The following is a 21,266-nucleotide window of genomic DNA, read 5'->3' as shown; positions in this document are numbered from 1 at the left end:
AAGGGTGTCTGCTTACTATTACTCCCTATCATGCTAGTCGGAGCTATATATAACAAGCCTTAAGTTTTAATAGGCGAGAGAGATAGCTGTTCCATCCAAGGGAAAGCGTATGGAAGTGTATTGCTTTCTAATACGTGTTTTTTCAAAACTTATTTGTGTGTTCTAAAGCAAGGGATGTTTTTATACTAAGTAGCTTTATAATAATCAGCTACTGCTTACTTATAACTGTAGCCTATCCATGTTATGAAGGAGGATTTTTTACCTAAAAAGTAAGGCACATCGAATAGACTAAATAGCTGCCTTTGTGCTCTTCCAGAATGATAGAGTAAAGTTAAAGTTGTGTACAATATCTCATCTTTAAGAGCTATTGCAATCTAGGTTATTAAGCAGGTTTTCTACCTCCTTATATACACCCTTACTTATGGATGATAGACGTTTATGTATAAATCGCACACCTCCTAGTCTAGAAGTTTCCACTACGCCAAAAATAGAAGGAAAACATGCTACTGAAGCAATGCATTAAGAATACATCAGATAAACTCGATAAAAGTCTTCTTTTCATTCTATTCTAAGGGCTGCATAGAAGGGAGTTAAATACGGCGTCCATCCCCCACTACGAACGCTAGAGTAGGAAATTATTAATAAGGATAGGTATAATTGTTGCGGTGTTGCTTCATATTCTGTTCACGTAAAAATTGTACATAGTAGCGCGATTGCTAATACGTAATCCATGAAATCAGTTAAAAAAGAAAATTTTTTCCCTCTGTAGTTGAGGCATTAGTACTATTATTGGCGGTTCAGGATAAATAAGTGCTATAATTCTGATATAAAAAAAATATAGGTGAAAGATAAGCTTATGCATGCCAGAAGAAATAAAGGTTTCAATGAATTTCTTCGCGACGCTGTAAGAAATAACGACGCTGAAGGTCTAAAAAAGGCATTATCCGATCTTAACGGAAAAGAAAGGGCATTTGTTCTTTGCAGGCCTATATTTGAAGAAAAGCCGTTATTACATTACTCCTTACATGAAGCAAAAGGGGGTATATCAAATGTAGAAGCTGTGCAAGAAATAGTAAATTTCTCTACAGCAGATACTTTAAATGTTCCTGATCATGAGGGAAATTATCCGCACACCCTGGCTTTAGAAGCGGGAAAAGAATATGCGCAGGTTCTTCTGAACTCTCGGGATGTTGATTGGGGTATATCAGTAGATAATGAAGGAAATATCCCATTTGCATTCGCTGTAAAAAACATCCGGTTTGATGGGAATTCAGAGATTTTTGCACAAATATTAACAAGGTATCCCGATGCCTTTGATCGGGTTAATAGACAAGGAGATAATATCTTACACATCGCGTGTGCATCAGATGATGCGGAGCTCTTAAGGTTCTGTATTGAGAAAAGCATTTCGCAATCTAAAGATTTGAGATTACTGTTGGAGCAAAAGAATGGGCTAGGAGAGACTCCTCTTCATAGTGCCTATGCTATTCAGGATAATAGCGAGACAAGTGATGTGCTTAAACGCTATATCAAAGAGAATTCTGGGCAGGTAAATGTTGATCTTTCGCTTAAAGACCTAGAGAAAAATTCCGTGGTACACACAGCACTGAAGGTTGGAAATCTCCACGTTTTGGATGTCTGTAAAGGTGATTTTAAAAGTGAAGTAGAAGGTGTAATCAGTTTACTAGAATACTCTGATATAGATCTTCTAAATAATTACTTAGATAGCTTCTCGCCTGAGCGTAAAGACAAATTGATAAAGCACTCTGTTAAGGAACTTTTAGATCATCCGCAAAGATTGATCAGGATTTTAGCTTTAGAAGACGAAGATATATCTAATAAGCTCATAGAAGATGGTCAGTGGAGACAATATCTTGCTGAGCGGGCACCAGAATACATGGCCTGTTGGTTGTTATCGGGAAGTGATCGGGTAGACGAATTGATCCCTGGTCGTTTACCTATGGGGCGTCGTGTATCAAATATTACAGGCAATGAAGAGCCGTGCCAAAGCGACGCTATACGCAGCATTGTATCAAGTGCGATATGCATTAGTGGTGGAGATAAAAATGCGCTTGATAGGTTGTTTAATAGTCGTAAATTACCTAAGGATTTACAGCTTGAAGCCCGCCAGGTTCTAGGTTTAATTAATGAAAAAACACAAGCTGACTCCCTCAAGTTGATTTTAGACAAAAGCAGTCCTGCTGCGCTTGAAGAAGCATGCTTTAAACTCGCTGGGAAGGATCGTAATGGCACTTCTATCATAGAAAAGATATGCGATTCATGTCCTAGTGACAAGATTTATAGTCTGCTTACTTCTGCCGTACGTAACGATATACATCCTGGAGCAAATACACCGTTCCACGGAAGGACTGCTTTAAAGACAGAAATGTCGCATGTGGGAATAAAGCATGCAAGAGAAGGTAATTACGCAAAAGTTGAAGGTATCGTAAAGGCACTGCCTCACGTACTGTATGCGGTAGATCACGCAAGTGATAAGAGCATCTTAGAAGTTGCTGCAGATGCTGGACATACGCCTGTAGTGCGTCTTTTGATTGACCAACATAAAAAAGTTTTAGAAAGGGACATCAGCCAAGATCCTATAAATCAGTCATGTAATGCAATATCTAGCATTGAAGAAGTATCTAAAGTATCTGCAAAAGATGCTGCTCACATGGTGAGTGAGTACTTATCTTCAAATGGATACATTTCTCATGGTGATGCCAAACGAATATTAAGCAATTCCCATATAACTGATAGAAGCCTTCTTATCCAGTCACTAGAGACAATCTACCCTGAGATAAGTACGTTATCTTTTTTAAAATATCATTCTCCATCAGAGAAATCTACCACTGCTGCTGAGAAATATAAGCAACCCTCTATTCCTCAACAAATAGGTGAGAAAAAATCTCTTACATCTGGTGTAACGGGATCTACTACTAAAGCACTAAAGGATTTTGGATCATTACAACACCTTGCATCATCGATAAAGAACACTGCGAATGATGCGCACGAATTCAAAGAAAAAGTCCTTGATTCTCTTAACAATGAGAGAGATTTTCGTAAAACGTCTCATAAATCTGGATCGGGGCATAATGTATTCACATTAGCTGCTATATTAGGGACACCAGAGCAATATGATGCCCTGCTTAAAAGATATAGTGATAAGTGCAGTTTTTGGACTAAGCACCCTGGATATAGTGCTTCTTCGCACGGTACAGCCTTGCAATGCGCGGTCAAAGCTGGAAATAGCAGCATGGCAAGACACTTGCTGGAGAAATGCGATGCTGAAGAAATAAGTATACAAAAGGGATACGATAAGGAAAATCTTCTACACACGATAGTAGGATCATCTAATCTTGACCTATTGCGTGTTTTGCCTTCAGCATTTTCACCGAAGAAGAGTTCAGTACATTCTAAAAGCGTATTAAAAGCACTTTTAGAAAAGAATGCACACAATCAGACACCTATTGACTTAGCACTGACAAGTGGAGAGCAGCATACAAGTGCTTTGCTGTCATTTATCAGTAGCTCTCTGAAGGACTCTGAAATAGAAAGATTAATTGGAAGTGAAAACATTGTTCAAACAGCAATAGAGCACGGTAATACCCAACTGTTAGGGTGGATATTTGATACTGAAAATCGGCATAACATTTCAGTATTAGCATCCGGAAAGAAGAAGGGCAAGGCGTCATCTAAGCAGCTGCAGGTACTAGGAAATAGAAACTATGAATTATCTCTATTGAGAGATGCTTGTAAAAGTCAAAACCCTGATATTGCGCCTTTTCTTTTGAGAAAAATAAATGAGAGAATTCAAAGTTCTTCTGTTGATGAAGAGGCATCTGCAAATATTTCTAAGCTATCTAAGCAAGCACTAGCATATTTAGTAGCAAATAACACATACCATCCTGAGGTATATTCTAACCTCATGGAATTGTCACAAGCTCAGGATCCCATAAAGAATGAATTTTTCTTAAAAGGGGCTTGGCAGCACGATAATGCGGACCTTATCAAACACATACCGTATCAAGACATTGCACAGCACTTAGATAAGTCTGCATTAATCAAAAGCGGGAAAGACAATCTCTTATCGTACTGTTTAGAGAACAGTACACCTGCAGAATTGGAAAATATAGACCAAGACCTTAAGAAGGCTTTGGTGGAGTCTCAAGGTAAAATGAAGAAGTCCAGGGACTTCTATGCAGCTTGGTGTGCTGATGCAGAGCTCCCTGCTGTTTTGAGTGAGGCAACATTGCATTCTGCGATATTGTCCGGCGATTTAAATAGAGTAAAAGATCTAATAGCGATGGATCCTACTCTAATAGCTAAATCTCAGGCAGGTGCTGCTGAAACTGGAGGTGATTCTAATCTGCTACCATATGATTTCGCTGTTAAAAAGTGCGCTAATTCTAAAAAACATTCAGAATTGATCAAGTACTTAGCGAAGCAAACCATAGATTTTGCTTTATCTGAAGCAACGGCAGCTAGAGGTATTGCTGGCGTTAGAGCGGATGAATTAATTTCTCAAGAAGATTGGGAGAATTTTTCCCATACCGTTACTAGAATTCTCGCTACACAAGGTTCTGCTCTAGAATTAGATTCAATGCAACTTGCAACTCTGGACGGGCATCTTCGTGATTCAGCTAGCAAGTTGTTTGAGCAGTCTGATGAATCGCCTAGCATTTTGCGTGCATCATTGTCTTCTCCTAAGAACTATCGCGTCACATCTGCTCTTTTAAGACACTATCTTCTTCACCACGATCAGCTATGCCAACAGCAAGATCCTGCTGAAGTTGAGAAAATAGAACGCCAGGTAGCTAATGAAATCAATAGAGTAGAAGATGGCCATTCCTTATTACACTTAGCAGCTATGCATGGCTCCTATGATACTCTGGAGGCATTACTGACTTTAGGAGGCGATAAGAATATATCAACTTCTAATGGGCAGAACATTGCTCATCTTACAGCTAGAAGCGGCATGCTCACTCCTACTGATGGAGAATTTGTTTTTGAAAAACTGATAAGAGAAAACCCAGAACTAAATACGAAAGATAAAGTAGGAAAAGGCCTTCTATCTTATGCTGCTTCCTGTATACATCCAGAGCGTACCGTAGCGATGCTTGAACGTATTATTGCATCTGTGCCTGGTGATACGGAAGACAGAAGCGCTGATGGAGTAGTCTTAGATGCAAATCTTGTTAAATATGCTAAGAACAGCAAAAAACGTAATGAGTATATCAAGAATGAGCTAAATAGAATTGATAAGAATCGTTCTGATAACGTTCTTGGTGACTTTCTCGATGAATACTTTCGCGATGATTCTACAACTGCAGCTGAGCATGCATTGAGTCAGTTACGTAAAATCACAAGTAGTTCTCGGAAAAATAACAAAAAGCAGCTGCCTCATGCTTTGGAGCGCACATCTGAAAGATCATTTACAGAAATTAATCCTATAGCTGGCGCTGTTCGTTATATTAGTAAGGATAGACACTTGCTTTTAGAGCAGCAGAAAAAGCTATTCTCTATTTGTAGTCAAGAGGTTCTATCTGGGCAGGATCGAGATATACTTCGTTGCGTTCCTATGGAAGCCTTTACTTCTCGCAACCCTGATTATGGTTTTTCTCCTTTAGATGCTGCTATTGAACGTGAAAACATACCTTTTATCAAGGAAATTTTAGAGTACAGAGCTGAAGAATTACCCCTAAACATTACCAATCAGAATGGGGATAATATTGTTATACAGCTTGGTAAGATGCTGGAAAATCCTGGGGTATTGCGGGATAAAGAGTTCTTAGAGTTGTATAAGAACTTACTGGATAAATCTGGATGCAGCACTAGATCTGATAGTGGTATAAAAGCACAATATGTTCTAAGAAACATAGGAGGGGTATCAGGAGCTGAGCTACGCAATATTGCTGATAGGGCAGAACATAGAGAAGTTGAAATAGGAGAAAAATTCTCAGACGCCATTAACAAGGTCATGGAAGAGGCTTCTCCTAATGCAGTCCAGCATTTATCAACGCTTACGAGAGTTTACCCTAATCACGCACGTAATGCAGCAAATCCATTTGCAGCCCTTCTCTCAAACATATTGCTTGATAAGAACACTGAAACTAATGGTATAAGCGATAATGCTCGGCATGCTATAGCTGCCTTTCTCAGGGATAATACCCTTAGGGATACTTTAAAAAATGTTGATGCTCAAGGTAACAATCCTTTACAAAGTGCTCTTAAAGCTTTAGTTGCAGAAGTAGGAAGCCCAGAAATTGGTCAACAGCGCACCACTGCTTTACTAGAAGTATGTTCAGATGTTGCATCAGCTCTTGAAAAAAAACATAAGGAACTTCTTGAAGAAGTTTTCTTAAAGCATAAAAATTACGAGGGTGAAAACTTTATCGAATCACTAACAGATGTTTCTCCATCGTTTGACATATTCCGGACGTTGGAGACTACGCTTACCCCTGAAAAAATTTCTGAACATTCTGATCTAAATACAATTTTAGCTAGATCTGCAAATCAAGCTTCTTTACAAAATCACATTTGTAAAAATTACTCAGTATTTCCTATAGGGGACAGTGATTACCGCGGTAAATCACGTATCCATAAGGCTGCAGTATCTGGAGACCACGATGCGTTTATGTCTGTTATGGTCACAGGTGGAAACATCAATTTACTTGATCAAGACGGTAATACACCACTCCATGCGCTTCTTATACACATGTTGCGGAATAAGGATAGTAACAATATCAAACCGGGGCATATAGAAACTTTAAAGACCTTGGTTTCGCATGGCGCACCGCTTCATTTAAAAAACAAGGAAGGGTTCAGTGTCTGTGATCTTGCAAAAAGCATAGAACACTTACCATCGCCTGTTAAAAGATCAATGTTCTCTTTTCGCAGGAAGAAGGAAGATAGCTGCGTAGATCTTGTAGCTAAAGCTCATTTGCAATATCACGATCTAAAAGAAGATGTAAAAAAGAAAGTAGAGAGCAATATCACGTGGCCTTCTGGTATTGAAAAATCTACATTATCTTTCTGTGATCTTTCTGGTTCCAAAGTTGCTGTAAAAATAGGCGCTGGTGGAGTGCTTACGAGCAGTAAACTATTACATAGTATAGTCTTCCAAGAAAATGCATTAAGTTCAGCTAATTTTGATTTTGGCGACGGAAAAGATTTAGGTTCTGTTGAAAAAGTCGGTAATAAGCGAAACTATACCGTACAAAAAGGTACTATAAAACTAGAGTTATCTTGGAAACCTTCTGAAGGAAAAACTCAAAAGGTTCAGGTAGATGTACTCGCAGATGGTACCGTAAAAGTAAATGATGAGAGCATACGGGAATGTGGTGCACAAGGTGAAAAGCTTAATTTTCATAATTGCCAAGTTTATATAGGAGGCTATTCACTTGCTGAAGCCTTACAAAGAGGCCGTTGGCGCGAAGCTAATCAAGAAATTGAAACATCTGCTCCTGACATAGATCCTGATGGTCGCGAACATGGCCTAGATAGATCTCCATCACCAGGTAACGATGAACGAAGAGAGCTAGGAGCTGCTGCTCTAGATGATTCAATACCATATACTTCCATTCCAGGTAGCGACGGTACTGCGTTGTCTAGTCACGCTCCTACTAGCAGAACATCTTCTATATCTAGTACAACAGATGCTGGAGATGACGATTATCCATCAGCAAGCGCAGGTAGAGGACAGGTAATAACTGCAGAAGCAGAGGTATTCGATGAAGAAGGAAGACCTATCCCTGCTGAAAGGGGTAAAGACTTAGGTCCACATGGTGGTGATGGCGGTGCTAGCGATAGAGGAATAACTGCTCCTATTGATGGAGAAGGTGCAGTAGAACCTACTCCAACGATTACGTTCCCTGAAGATTCCAATGTTGCTGATGCTGAACAACGGCTAGCAATGCCTATTCGAGGCTTTGTACCTCTTCCGACCATATTATCTGAATCTGAAGATGAGAGTAGTAGTTTGGGTTCACGGTATAACTCAGATTCAGATGATGAGGATTTCTTTAGTAGTAGGAACACTCTCACTTCTCCGTCGCCCTCACTTGAGGATATTGCTGCACTTGCTGTGGAAGCGCAAAACATGCGTGATTTAAGTGATAGGGTTGTTACTCCAGCTCCTGAAGATTTAGCTGCTGGAGATGGTGCTGGTGCTAGAGGAATAGCTGCTCCTATTGATGAAATACCAGCTCAAGATGGCGGTGTTGAAAGTAAAACACCACAAGAACCTACTGCTGCTCCATCTCCTGAAGATTTAGCTGCTAGAGATGGTGCTGGTGCTAGAGAAATAACTACTCCTATCGATGAAGTACCAGATCAAGATGGCGGTGTTGAAAGTAAAACACCACAAGAACCTACTGCTGCTCCATCTCCTGAAGATTTAGCTGCTAGAGATGGTGCTGGTGCTAGAGAAATAACTACTCCTATCGATGAAGTACCAGATCAAGATGGCGGTGCTGAAGGTAGAACACCAGGAAGACCTATCCCTGCTGCAAGAGGCAGAGACTTAGGTCCACATGGTGATGATGGCGGTGATAAAAGTAGAACTCCACGAGAACCTGCTGCTCTTGATAGATCTATCTTACCTGTTGCTCCTTCAAGTAGTACATCACGTTCTCCTGCGGTTACACAGGAATCTGTAAACTTACAGAGATGGCACTCCATGCTCAGGATGGGAATGCACGCCGGATGCCAGTTTGCTATGGATCTCGGAAATGAGAATGATATTGGTGCTATCGCTCAAAAATGTGCTGAAAAATATAGTGCACTTGCTAAACGGGAAGACTTGCAAGATCCAGCTACTAGACGGGCCGCACTTAAAAAAGAGATGCGTGACGTATTAGGTGAGTTTGGTATACCAAATATCCCTTTAAACCATGGAAAATTAACTATAAAAAATGGAAATGTGCAGGGTCTTGAGGATGCGATGCATTTTTCTTCTCCTTATGGGTTTGGCGAAAAAATAGATGGCATGATACAAGCCGCATTGAGGGATGTGAATGAGGTAGCTCGTAGAGCAGATCTGAATTGCGAGATTCGACCTAATATACTCTCTCTGCCGCGCATTGCGTTAGCTGTTAATAATATGAAAGATCCTCGAAAAGGGTTGGCGCTTCCCTCTTTAGGAGTAAATGATGATGCACCAATTCCTTCCAGAGACGCGATCAACTTCCTAGAAGGAGTTTCTAATCTTGCAATGCTCGAAGAAAAGCCAAAAATATTTAAAGGATCTTCCATATTACGTGATGATCCAGAAGCTAGAAAAGTTTCTAGATTAATTAGATATTTCTCATCTCTGGCTAATGAAGACGAAGGTACAGCGGCTTCTATTCCACATGGAACGATGCAACAAAATATGTTGTCTGATGGCGACATAGAAGCATTAAAAGCAACTATAGAGGTTATAGATGCTGAACGTGCGCTTGTCTCTCAAGGAGAACCAATGCTTCATGCTGACATGGATGCGATGCTAACTGAACCTGTGCAAGAAAGTGCCAATAGTTATGATAGTATTGCTTCTACAAATAGCTACGACAGTATCTCTTCTACAAAAAGTGATACTTCTAGTATAGAAAGTTCTGATGGAGCAGGCGGAGGCGCATCATATAAGCCACATTTAGCCGTCTCTACAGTACATAGCGGGACTATGTCAGTCGGAGATAATACTCCTGAAATATACACGGCAAGTGTGGGGGCTTATTATATTCTATCTGATGAAAGACATACTAAAACAGCGGAGAGTATGCTCAAGATGTTTTCAGAATCTGAAAACGATTTGCCTAGATGTGAGATGTATAGCTGGGCAATGCTAAACAAATTCTCTTCTATAGCAGGACTGAACTTAGCAATGCATGCTAAACAGCCAGAAGATGTTATATCGGCGGCTAGATACGTATTTGATTCCTATAAAAAGGCAGTAGATTCCAAGCGGAGTAATGAGGTAACTCAGGAGATTTTGAAGGACAGGATTCCGGAAGCATTAAAGCGAAATTACATCGATTATGTAGACCTTGGTGATGGTACCGTCAACATTGAAAATGGAGCAATTACTGGACCTACCGATAAGGTTCCAGCCCATTTCATTTCTCCTTTGGGCTTTGGGCCTTATTTGGACAGCGTAATTATAGAGTCTGCTGAGGATATCGCAAAAATCGCAAGAAGGTCTACTTTGAATAATTCACTTTCTGAGATGAGCAGAGAATCTTTACCAGCACTACCTGTAGCGGTTCAACAAGTCACACAGGATGGTGGGGAATTTAGTAGGAGATTCTTTAACGTGCCTGGGGATGATTCTCCTATACCTCAAGAATGTGGAGAAAGAATACTCACACATATTGGTAATATCTGCGTAGCAAAGGGTGGTACTTATAATATTACTCCTTCAGACAGACCAGAACGTAGGGTTATTATCGATGGCTTAGCAAAAGACAAAATTAGCGCCTTTAATGCACGAGCTGACATAGATGAACAAAGAGAATCAGCCATAAGGCAGCGGCAAGATGCTAATATTGCTCTAGGAGCATCTAGTACTGCTTCTATGCCCGCAAGAGCTCCTATTCCTGAGCCGGCGCCAGACTCAGAAGCAGCTATGATGGATTTTTATTACGCTACAGGTGCTAGACCCAAAAGACGGTCTACGGCTGCAAAGAGTAGTATAAGTACTCCTACTCATGTAGTTGATGCAGCTGTTAGCCGAGTTGCAGAAGAGGTAAAAAAGTGTGCTGATGGCATGAAAGGAGTAAAAGGAGGAGATGATTCATCTACTACTATCACAACTCCTGGACATTCTCCAATAGTCTCTCAAGCGTCACATCAAGAAGGGAGAAGTAATAGGTAATATCGCATTTAGGGCTATATTGAGGTAATATTCAATATAGCCCATTTTTTAAAATACGTTTTTTAAGCCCTAGTAAATTGAGCTTTGGCTATACTTCAGTTCTTTCTCTTATATTCATAGGCAAGATTGGGTATCATAAAAACTCTGTTCTAAGTGCTCTATAGAAGAGAGTTTAGAGAATACTTTTATTTAATTATCTGGATATATTCTTAATCCATTGCTTCAATATAGAAACGTATATCAGCAAGAAATCCACTGCTGTATAAAAAGGGAAAAACTAATACAGAAGCCTTTCTCTCTATCCATAACATTATTCTATATAATTATATGCTTGTGAAACCTATAGTTGATAAAATGAAAATGCTGCTAAAAACCATAACCTCGGATAATTGAGGTTATATTGAGCAAAACTTATGTAACACTTTAATTAGCTAAACTTGTATCAGCAAAAACGAAGAATAGATCAAACACACATTTTAGAAGACTGAAGACATGCTACGCGAGTGAAACATCCCCATGTCAGAGATTGCGCAACGAGCAGAAACATATACCCGAAGTTTAGTTCTGCATACCAGGTAGAGCCTTGACCCATAAAAGAACACCTGATATCACCATTACCCAAACAAAAGAAAATGGCAAAAACACCTTCCATCCCAAACGCATGAGCTGATCATATCTATACCTAGGAACGGTAGATCTGACCCAAATAAAGCAGAATAGTAAAAGAAATACTTTAGAACAGAACCAAACAAATCCAGGAATGTAATACAAAATATGAATATTTAGCGGAGGATACCAACCACCTAGAAATAGAACAACCATCATTGCACTAACTAATATCATGTTGGCATATTCCCCTAAAAAGAACATAGCAAATGACATCGAGGAATATTCAACATTATATCCTGAGACAAGCTCAGATTCAGCTTCAGGAAGATCAAACGGATGGCGATTTGTCTCCGCTAACATAGAAACAAAAAATACACCCGCCATTGGCAAGAGAAGCAAATCCATCCAATATGGCATTGCGTGCCTTGCTACCACAATATCAGTCAACCTCAAAGAACCAGCACACAACGAGACAGACAACATAACCAGCCCCATAGACATCTCATACGAAATCATCTGGGAAACCGATCTTATAGCACCTAAAAATGCATAATTTGAGCCACTAGCCCAACCCGCCATAATAATGCCATACACCTCCAAAGATGATATAGCTAAAACATAAAGCACTCCTAAATTAAGGTCAGCTACAACATAGGGCATTACTACAACAACACCATCCCTGATTACCTCAGTAGCACCCAAAGGAATCACAGCCCATCCCGCAAGCGCAAGCGCAAAGGTAATAACCGGCGCCGCAAAAAACGCCCACCCTCTTGATTTAAACGGAATAATACACTCTTTAGCAAGCAACTTCAGCGCATCAGAAAACGGCTGCAATAAACCCCAAGGCCCCACAACACTAGGACCATGCCTTAGCTGCATGAAAGCCATCACCTTCCGTTCCATATATACAAGATACGCAACACTCACAAGTACACCCACCATCAAGGCGACCATACCTACTAGCTGCATTCCCGAAGCAACTAACCACCCATATAAAGCATACAAAGTATCCATATCAGCAGACTTGCCTCATAAAAAACTTAGTACACTTAGCCATAGTAGGCGAAGCCCTGCTTATAGGGTCAGTCATATAAAAATTCTTCCCAACGACCGTAAACTTGCCTTCAAGCGAAGAATCGACACCCTCCAAATCAAAAGCCTTAGAAAAATCTCCCTCAGAAACCACAAGCTTGCCTATATTACCATCTTCAAATTGCGCACCAAGAGCAGCTAACCCTTTCCAGACATCAAAGACCGATTCATAGCCAAAAGGACACCCTAACCTCTCAGCAAGATCACTAATTACTCTCCAATCCTCTCTCGCTTCCCCTGGAGATCGCACTGCAAACTCTGTACGCTGCACTCTACCTTCAGTATTAACATAAGTAGCCCTCTTTTCCGTATATGCAGCGCCCGGCAATATGAGATCAGCCACTTGCGCTCCTCGATCAGCATGATGCCCCTGATATATAACAAAGAGATCAGGATTCTTAGATTTTACGGAAAAAATATCTACCTCATCAGCACCAAGTAAATATAACACCTGTACATCATTACTCGCAGCAGCAGAAAGTATATCTGAAACACCGAAATTCACCGGATCTTCCGGCAAAAAACCAACATCTAAACCACCTACCCTTGCCGCAGCTTTATGCAAGACGTTAAACCCATTCCAACCATCTCGCACAATATTAAATTTCCGAGCAATACGCAGCACATTCATTAGCACAGCATGCCCTTTATCACCCACAATAGCATCCTGCCCCAAAATTATTATAGGATGCTCAGCAGCCATCAAAGCCTTACATAGCTCATGATCGCCATTGTATATCTCCCCCAGCAACGCCATATCATCACCGAGATGATCAACTTGATAGTTATAGCTAAAATTACATCCTATAGATGCTATGCGCATACCCCTCTCAAGATATTGCTTACGCACTCTAGCATTTATAATAGGAGCATCTACTCTCAAATCTGCATTAATTAACAAACAGAAATCCGCCGCTTCTATCCCCGCGATTGATGTATTAAAGAGATACATATTCCTAGCAAGGGCACTCAGTTTAGCCCCATCTTGCCTACAATCCATGATGCTACTTCCAAGATGAAACATAAGCCTCCGAAGAAGAAACATAGACTCGCAATCCACTAAGTCCCCTGCAATTGCTGCAATTTTACCACGCTGAACACCAGATAATCTGCCCGCAGCTATCTCAATAGCATCATCCCAACTTACTTCTACAAGCCTATCATCCTTACGAACACATGGCTTATCCAACCGCTGCAAAGCCAAACCATCATATGCAAACCGCGTCTTATCAGAAATCCACTCTTCGTTTACATCTTCATTCAGCCTAGGCAGGACCCTCAGAACATTGAGACCTCTACAATCCACCCGTATACTACAACCTACGGCATCCATCACATCTATCGTATCACAGTGATACAACTCCCAAGGCCTGGCTTTAAACGCGTATGGCTTCGACGTTAATGCCCCCACTGGGCATAAATCAATTATGTTTCCCGATAACTCAGAAGTGACCCCTTGCTCAACGCAAGTATCTATCTCCATCTTCTCCCCCCTACCGAAAGTACCAAATTCGTAAGTTCCGGCAACGTCTGAGAGAAACCGCACACACCTAGTACAGTGAATGCACCTATTCATAGAGTTCTCTATAAGAGGACCAAAAGCCTTCTTGGATACTGCTCTTTTTTCCTCGTGATACCTACCTATTCCGCATCCATAGGCAACCACCTGGTCTTGAAGATCACACTCTCCACCCTGATCGCATATAGGACAATCTAAAGGATGATTGACCAATAACAGCTCTAGAACTCCCTTTCTGGCCTTTTTTACCTTTTCAGTATCTGTATTGATTACCATACCATTTGCTATAGGCATAGCACACGACGCCGCTAATTTCGGCTGCCCCACTATCTCCACAAGACACATCCTACAATTTCCGGCTATCGCCAAACGCTCATGGTAGCAAAATCTAGGTATTTCTACCCCGGCAATCTCACATGCCTGAAGAACCGTCATTCCATCTTCTACATTGATGCTTACAGAATTGACAGTAACTTCAACCACAACAGACCTCTATATACTAGACCATTCGAGAGGAACACCATTAGCTCCCTTCACCAGGCTCTCATCATCAAACTGAGCAGCCATGAAGACTTGCCCCTTATCACGATTAACATACTTTACAGGCTTTACCTGCTTACCATTGTATAATTTTGCAGTAATTCCCTTTTTCCGTTGCAGAGGATTGTTCTTACTCGCGGTCTTTGCAACCTTTCCACCCTTAGCCATACTAATTACCCACAAAGAAACAGAGACAATTCTATCAAATAGCCCCACTCCGTCAATACATAAACCAAACCCAACGGGCAGCGGTAACACCACTAAAACAAAACTATTTAAAAGAATATGCAGACTTCTGCAGAGCATATACTGCTCATAAGCCAAGCAATCTCAGATTAACACGTCTTAGAGGCTAACTTGCACCACTTCCAAGATAACCAAAACATAACACACGCATCTTAAGAATACCTAGTATACCATAATAAACTATAAAAAGGCAAAAGCATACAGTCGTGAACAATATAGCACACTTAGATATGCATATATAAAACCCCAAAACCCTTTATCATAGCAGCATATTTCTTACTCAAGATAACTCAGCTTCTACGCCATAAATGAGCTTGCGCATAAATGCTTTATCGTACCATACAAGCAGCAAAACGAAGATATTCCTCCAGCTGGCCTTCACAACATACCATGAAGCACGAATCACCGTCTACCGCCTCCCTACCCTAAATTACAACCAAGCTCATATGCTCAGAACATCAATTTCTGCTTAAGAGTCTATATTCTGAACCTTCAAAGCATTGTTGTTAATGAAATCACGTCTAGGCTCTACAAAATCCCCCATTAGAACAGAAAAAATGGCATCTGCCGCTTCTGCATCAGCAATTTTCACCTTCAACAAAGTCCTAGTCTGAGGGTTCAAGGTAGTATCCCATAACTGATCTGCATTCATCTCTCCAAGACCTTTAAACCTCTGAAGAGCCATGTCCTTACGACCAAATTCCACAACACTACTAGCCAAAACACAAGGAGAATGCACCCTGATCGTGCAATCCTTAGCAGTCAATACCGTATCTTCCGTAAATACGTTCTCTATACCATCAAGCACCGATAATATAGTCTGCACATCTCTTGTATTCATAAAATCCGCATCCAGATAGTATCTATCAACCATGCCTTGTGACAATTTTAGAATCTGCAGCCTACCGTCTTCCAGCACTTCAACATTCCACTCGTATTCAGGAAACATGCTGTTCATATAAGCCATGATCTCAGACGAACTCCCCATTCCATGCCTTTTATATCGAACAATCAGCGCTTCTAAAACCTCCTGCGGCACTATCCTAGAATAAGTCTTTGTTATATTAGCTATACGTACACACTTACGCAGAACAGCTTTAAGCTCATCTCCTGAACATTCTCCCGCTCCGCTAAGAACTAGGTTTTTAGTGGCATTCCCCACTATATAATCACTTAAAGCCTCGTCATTCTTGATATACGTATCCTTCTTATGCTTAGTTAGCTTATATAAAGGCGGTTGAGCTATATACAAATACCCCGCATCAATAAGCTCCCTCATATACCTAAAGAAAAACGTTAAGAGAAGCGTCCTAATATGCGAACCATCGACATCCGCGTCCGTCATAATAATTATTTTATGATACCGAACTTTAGATATATCAAAGCTCCCAATCCCAATATTACTACCTATAGCCATGATGAGAGACGTTATTTCACTAGATGACAACGTCCTATCTAGGCCCACTCTTTCAACATTCAAAATTTTACCCCTTAAGGATAATACAGCCTGACAGCGCCGATCTCTACCTTGCTTAGCAGAACCACCCGCTGAATTACCCTCTACTATAAATAGCTCAGAAAGCTCTGGAGACTTCTCCTGACAATCAGCTAACTTCCCTGGTATAGAAGTAAAATCCAGAGTACCTCGGCTCTTTATAACCTCCCTAGCCTTTCGCGCAGCTTCCCGTCCCTTTGCAGAGCGTATAACCCTCTCCACAACACTCATCGCAAGCTTAGGGTTAGTTTCAAAAATAGAAGAAAGCTTTTCAAACATTATACTTTCAACAACAAGCCTAGCTTCCGAACTCACTAACTTATCTTTAGTCTGTGATGAAAACCTAGGATCTGGCATTTTTATAGATAATACACAAGTTAATCCCTCGCGAACATCCTCACCTATAATCGATACCTTTGCCTTCTTGAGATATCCCTCATTAGTAGCATAGTTGTTCACACACCGAGTAAGAGCAGAACGAAAACCAGCTAGATGTGTACCACCTTCTCTTTGACGGATATTATTTGTAAAACACAGCATGTTCTCATAGTAAGAGTCATTCCAGCACATTGAAACCTCTACAGAGATCTCATAGCCGCTCATAATGCCACTGAGCGTTATAACGGGCGTCACAGGAGTTTTATTACGATCCAGATACTCCACAAACAAGGAAACGCCTTTAGTAGCTGCATCAGAAACATTGCCAAAATTTGATTCTAAAACAGGACTTTCACGCAAATCCTTAAGACTAATACTTACATTGGAATTTAAAAAAGAAAGCTCTCTAATCCGGTTCTCAAGAGTAGAATAACTAAAATCAGTAAAAGAAAAAACGTCGGAAGACGGCATGAAACGAACGCAGGTCCCTTTTTTGTTCCCACACTCTCCTACCATCTTCAGAGGAGCAACAGCCTTCCCCTCTTCAAACCTCATAAAATATTCTCTACCCTCTTTGTAGATCACCAATTCTAGCCAACTAGAAAGCGCATTAACAACCGATACCCCTACTCCATGTAGACCACCTGAAACCTTATAGCTGTTGTGATCAAACTTACCTCCAGCATGGAGCTGAGTCATAATAACTTCCGCTGCAGATATTCCTTCCTCTTCATGAATATCTATAGGAATACCTCTACCATTATCAGTTACAGAAATTGATCCATCTGCGGCTATTACGATGTCGATTTTGTTACAAAAACCCGCCAACGCCTCATCAATTGCATTATCTATTACCTCATATGCCATATGATGTAATCCCGAACCGTCATCGGTATCACCTATGTACATACCTGGACGCTTCTTAACCGCATCAAGACCTCTCAAAACAGTTATAGAGCTGGCGTTGTAACTACTCATGCTTAAATATCACCAAGAAAAACCCATGCACCATAATACAAAAAATCCGACAAATGTAAAACCTCAATCCACTTAAAATAAAGCACAGTACAAAAAATGAGCTCTACGCCTTAAAAGGCATATAACATTTCTTTATGTCATAAAAAGCTTTGCCAGCCCTGATATTCATGCGCTATATATCAACTCATACCTGGCTTTTTACACTGTAAAACTGTTGTACAGTCCCAATATAAAATCGCTTTAGAATTTGCCACCCGCCATATGCGAAACTTCACGAGACATTATCCCAGCAACCATTCATCAAGCCGCTATTTTTAATGTGTACTCATTCTTAAGTAGAATATGTAACCCATAAATTAAAAATGACGTGCAAAATGCTGTAGAAGCATAAAACCTTTATAATACCTGTTGAAATTTCCCTTATTATAGAACACTTGTAACAGCATAAATCCATTACTAAAGCCAGTATCATAATCTCTAGTAGAAAAACGCAATCTTGTTTCTTCCTTTATCTATACGATAATAACTTCATCGTTACTCTAATACCTATGACAAACATACCAGCATAGATATTACGCCGCTTATATTGTGGTATAGCAACTTCGGTATATCATTAAAATATATTATATCTCTAAATTGTATTCACGCGCGATATGCTTATTCTTGAGGTATATATTTGCAATGTGAGTGGCCATTACTTTGGTAATAGAACATATGTCTGCATAGATCAACTGTGCATGCAAAGAGGACATACACCCGAGTAGACATCTGAAATACGAGTCTTTCTTTCTAAGTGAAACATCAGTCTCCCCACTACACAGCCGCACCATTAAAAGATCTACTTTAGCTTATGAAGCTCGCTTGATATTTTCCTCCGTTATGGAATTTTCTGGCATTGTTTCTAGTTCCAACGCTGTCGCAGCTTCACTTACTGCACCACGATCGTCTACAGCACCACTTGCAGAAATATCTATGCACTCACAATTTACAGTACCTTGACCTGATTCAGGAGCATCTGAGATATAAACCCTGCATAAACTATACCCAGGAGCCCGCATATGAATTTCCGCTGTTTCAGCCATAAGCTCAGGATATGTTGTAGTATAATAACCTGCCATACCCGTGACAACAGACACCGACTCCGCAAGGCACATATCTGCTTCCTCTAAAAGCATTTCTTGTTGCCTTTTGTATAAAACCTCCCCAGTTGTTTGATCAATACTGCAAGCCAAATTTACTCCAGTCGTGTTATAGAGCTCACAAAGTGCTCGCACGATGGCATAAGGCACACATGCTTGAGCCCTCCTATAAGCTTCATTAATACTTTCTTCACTGGACTGACTAATATCAAAACCAATAGCTAGGCTATCTCCTAACTCACGATCACGTATATGCTCTTGAAGATTATCTAGAAATTCTGGACACCGTGTTAATGCCTTTGCCACAAAATCAGTACGTACACGCTCATCTAGAAAGATATAAGCAATAATCTCTCGTTCATACTCTGCCCCTCTAACATACATATCCCTTAGCCTTTCTGTTGATCTTTCATTTAAAACTTGCAATACAAAGTTCACTTGTATAGTGACGAAAGGCATGGACTTCTCAACAAAAGAGTAATATTCCCTCTCGCAATGACCAGGAGCTAAAAGCGACTGCAACTCCCTAGCCAGCATCTGTGCGACTACCGAAGTACGGAATTGCATATTGTAAAGGAACATGAAATATAGCGACCGCCTTGTCAGCGGCGTAGTTGGCGGTTGAAAAAATCTTTTATAACCAACAGAGCATGCATATACCGCACACATTGCAGTGTAAACATCTTCATTTTTTGTATCATGCGGTTGCGGTAGATCATCTGGAGTATTATCGCGCACAGCCTCTAAAAAGCATAGAAGTCTGCGAGACATTTCATCACCTTTCTGTCTGAGCTTCAGCATATGGCACGCAAAGCCGAAAGGATTGCTCTTAATATCTGATGCAATCCTCATACCCAACCTAGTCGTATAAAAAAGAGGATTAATATCCATCCACATATTGCCATCGCAGGTATACACGATCTGAGTAAACCCTTGAGTACACAAGTAGTAAAATAGTGCATATCGTTTGAAAGCCATCATACCCCTAGTGCTACACAAAAGCTCCCGCGAAAACATCGCAGAGACAAGGTTACAATATGTAATTCCAACTTCTGATAAGCAGTACGCATCCACCCTATGCCTTGGAGGAGTATCACCAACACCCCTCTCTGCAAGCAACGCAACATGATGAACTTTAGAGTTGTTAATAATCTTAAAGTTGCTACGCCTCATCTTAAAAACTAAGCGCATCCTATACGGATGGCCTATATTAGGCCTATAATCACTGCATCTACTAGAAAACAACTTGAACTGACTGCTATCAATATGCTTCTCACCAATGCGTAAAACAACCTTATCTTTGTTTCCCGGTTCTGTAACTAAAGCAACATCCCCTCTTTTGCAGCAAGAAATGGCTCTTGTGTGAGCAGCATCATCTCCTAAGGCATCACTCGATATAGCACATATCATGTATGCATCATATACGCGCCTTCTTGCTCCCGTACTTTCTTCATTTTGCTGCAATTCTGCATTCTCTACGTGCGCAACAATTTGAGATCCAGGAAGCAAATCCCTAGGATTATCAGGCTGACACGCAACACACCTTGTATCGTGTCTTTCAGAAGGCGTATACCTATCTAGGTCGGCAGTAACCCTTTTCCTGAATACACTCCCAGACATCACGGCGACTAATACAGCCAATGAGACAGCAAGAACGGCTATGGCTAATACCGCCACCACCCAAATTGGACGATGCTTTTTTGATATGATAAGACTGATTACTAGTATTAAGGCCGCTGTAAGTAGCGCACAGGCACCAAGATATGCAAGGGCTTCGCCAAATCTCTGTAATCGATCATTAGCATCCCTTCCTTTTCTACCGGCACCTTGCCTATACATACCCTTACCCACTTATAAGACATAATACTCTGCAATGATGCAACTAATGAGTGAAAATTTCAACTTATCAGCTAGATTATTGTCTTATATTGCACTTAGTTGTACGCACAGGCGCGAGAACATTGTACTGTGCCATTAGTGTTAATTTAATAAAAAGAAAGATTTATTTAAGTAGCTAAGGCATTATTTAGAGGGAACCTGGGAAGTGAATCTTTTACCTGCAAGTCAATATATTCAAAGCATCTGTGCTTCTAAAATCTATTTACTTTTCCAGAAAACAGCAAATTTCTCTTTAAGCGCATTATGCATCATGATATGCCTATGGGAATTACCTAAAGGAAATTTATAAATTTCCTTATCTTTTCTTCTTTAAGATACTGCACTGCTGTATCACTTCTCTCTCTTATATTATACTAAAACGATTAGAAATTACTGAGTTGAAAGTAATTTGCATAGGTGAGAAATGCTCCCAGATGTGTTTTGTCTATCTAGGGTAGTATACCAGCAACCAAAGGGTAGGTACTATAAGCGTTTATATACCTGGAGATGCGGCTTTAAATTCGCATCTCCAAGCAC

6 protein-coding genes are annotated in these 21,266 nt (G+C 40.5%); 1 reads left to right on the top strand and 5 read right to left on the bottom strand.

Annotated elements, in window-relative coordinates; genetic code table 11:
- Window positions 1-856 precede the first annotated feature (856 nt).
- On the top strand, window positions 857-10,852 hold the full coding sequence (locus tag APHWEB_RS04905) for a hypothetical protein (protein WP_155237133.1): 9,996 nt from the start codon (window positions 857-859) through the stop codon (window positions 10,850-10,852).
- A 558-nt stretch (window positions 10,853-11,410) separates the two neighbouring features.
- On the opposite strand, the gene nuoH is transcribed toward APHWEB_RS04905, so the two are convergent.
- From nuoH to APHWEB_RS04875, 5 genes are all read right to left on the bottom strand, one after another.
- The gene (gene nuoH / locus APHWEB_RS04900) at window positions 11,411-12,478 is read right to left on the bottom strand and encodes an NADH-quinone oxidoreductase subunit NuoH (protein ID WP_020848955.1); all 1,068 of its coding nucleotides are present in this window, start codon (window positions 12,476-12,478) and stop codon (window positions 11,411-11,413) included.
- 1 nt (window position 12,479) lies between these two features.
- Complete coding sequence (gene nuoG / locus APHWEB_RS04895; protein ID WP_020849325.1) at window positions 12,480-14,558, bottom strand: NADH-quinone oxidoreductase subunit NuoG; 2,079 nt, start codon at window positions 14,556-14,558, stop codon at window positions 12,480-12,482.
- Window positions 14,559-14,567: 9 nt separating this feature from the next.
- Entirely contained in the window at window positions 14,568-14,783 is a 216-nt protein-coding gene (locus APHWEB_RS04890; protein WP_044104254.1) for a hypothetical protein, read from the bottom strand.
- Between the two features lie 547 nt (window positions 14,784-15,330).
- Complete coding sequence (gyrB, locus tag APHWEB_RS04885) at window positions 15,331-17,712, bottom strand: DNA topoisomerase (ATP-hydrolyzing) subunit B (protein WP_011450818.1); 2,382 nt, start codon at window positions 17,710-17,712, stop codon at window positions 15,331-15,333.
- A gap of 848 nt (window positions 17,713-18,560) precedes the next feature.
- The gene (locus APHWEB_RS04875; RefSeq protein WP_044104112.1) at window positions 18,561-20,690 is read right to left on the bottom strand and encodes a hypothetical protein; all 2,130 of its coding nucleotides are present in this window, start codon (window positions 20,688-20,690) and stop codon (window positions 18,561-18,563) included.
- Window positions 20,691-21,266 lie beyond the last annotated feature (576 nt).

This window comes from Anaplasma phagocytophilum str. Webster, assembly GCF_000964685.1.
GTDB classification, from domain to species: domain Bacteria; phylum Pseudomonadota; class Alphaproteobacteria; order Rickettsiales; family Anaplasmataceae; genus Anaplasma; species Anaplasma phagocytophilum.
This window is presented reverse-complemented; position numbering and strand designations above follow the sequence as displayed.

Excerpts from the sequence above, each read along its gene's own strand:
- APHWEB_RS04875 (WP_044104112.1), bottom strand. The coding sequence starts at position 20,690 with ATGTATAGGCAAGGTGCCGGTAGAAAAGGAAGGGATGCTAATGATCGA.
- nuoH (WP_020848955.1), bottom strand. The coding sequence starts at position 12,478 with ATGGATACTTTGTATGCTTTATATGGGTGGTTAGTTGCTTCGGGAATG.
- gyrB (WP_011450818.1), bottom strand. The coding sequence starts at position 17,712 with ATGAGTAGTTACAACGCCAGCTCTATAACTGTTTTGAGAGGTCTTGAT.
- APHWEB_RS04905 (WP_155237133.1), top strand. The coding sequence starts at position 857 with ATGCATGCCAGAAGAAATAAAGGTTTCAATGAATTTCTTCGCGACGCT.
- APHWEB_RS04890 (WP_044104254.1), bottom strand. The coding sequence starts at position 14,783 with ATGGCTAAGGGTGGAAAGGTTGCAAAGACCGCGAGTAAGAACAATCCT.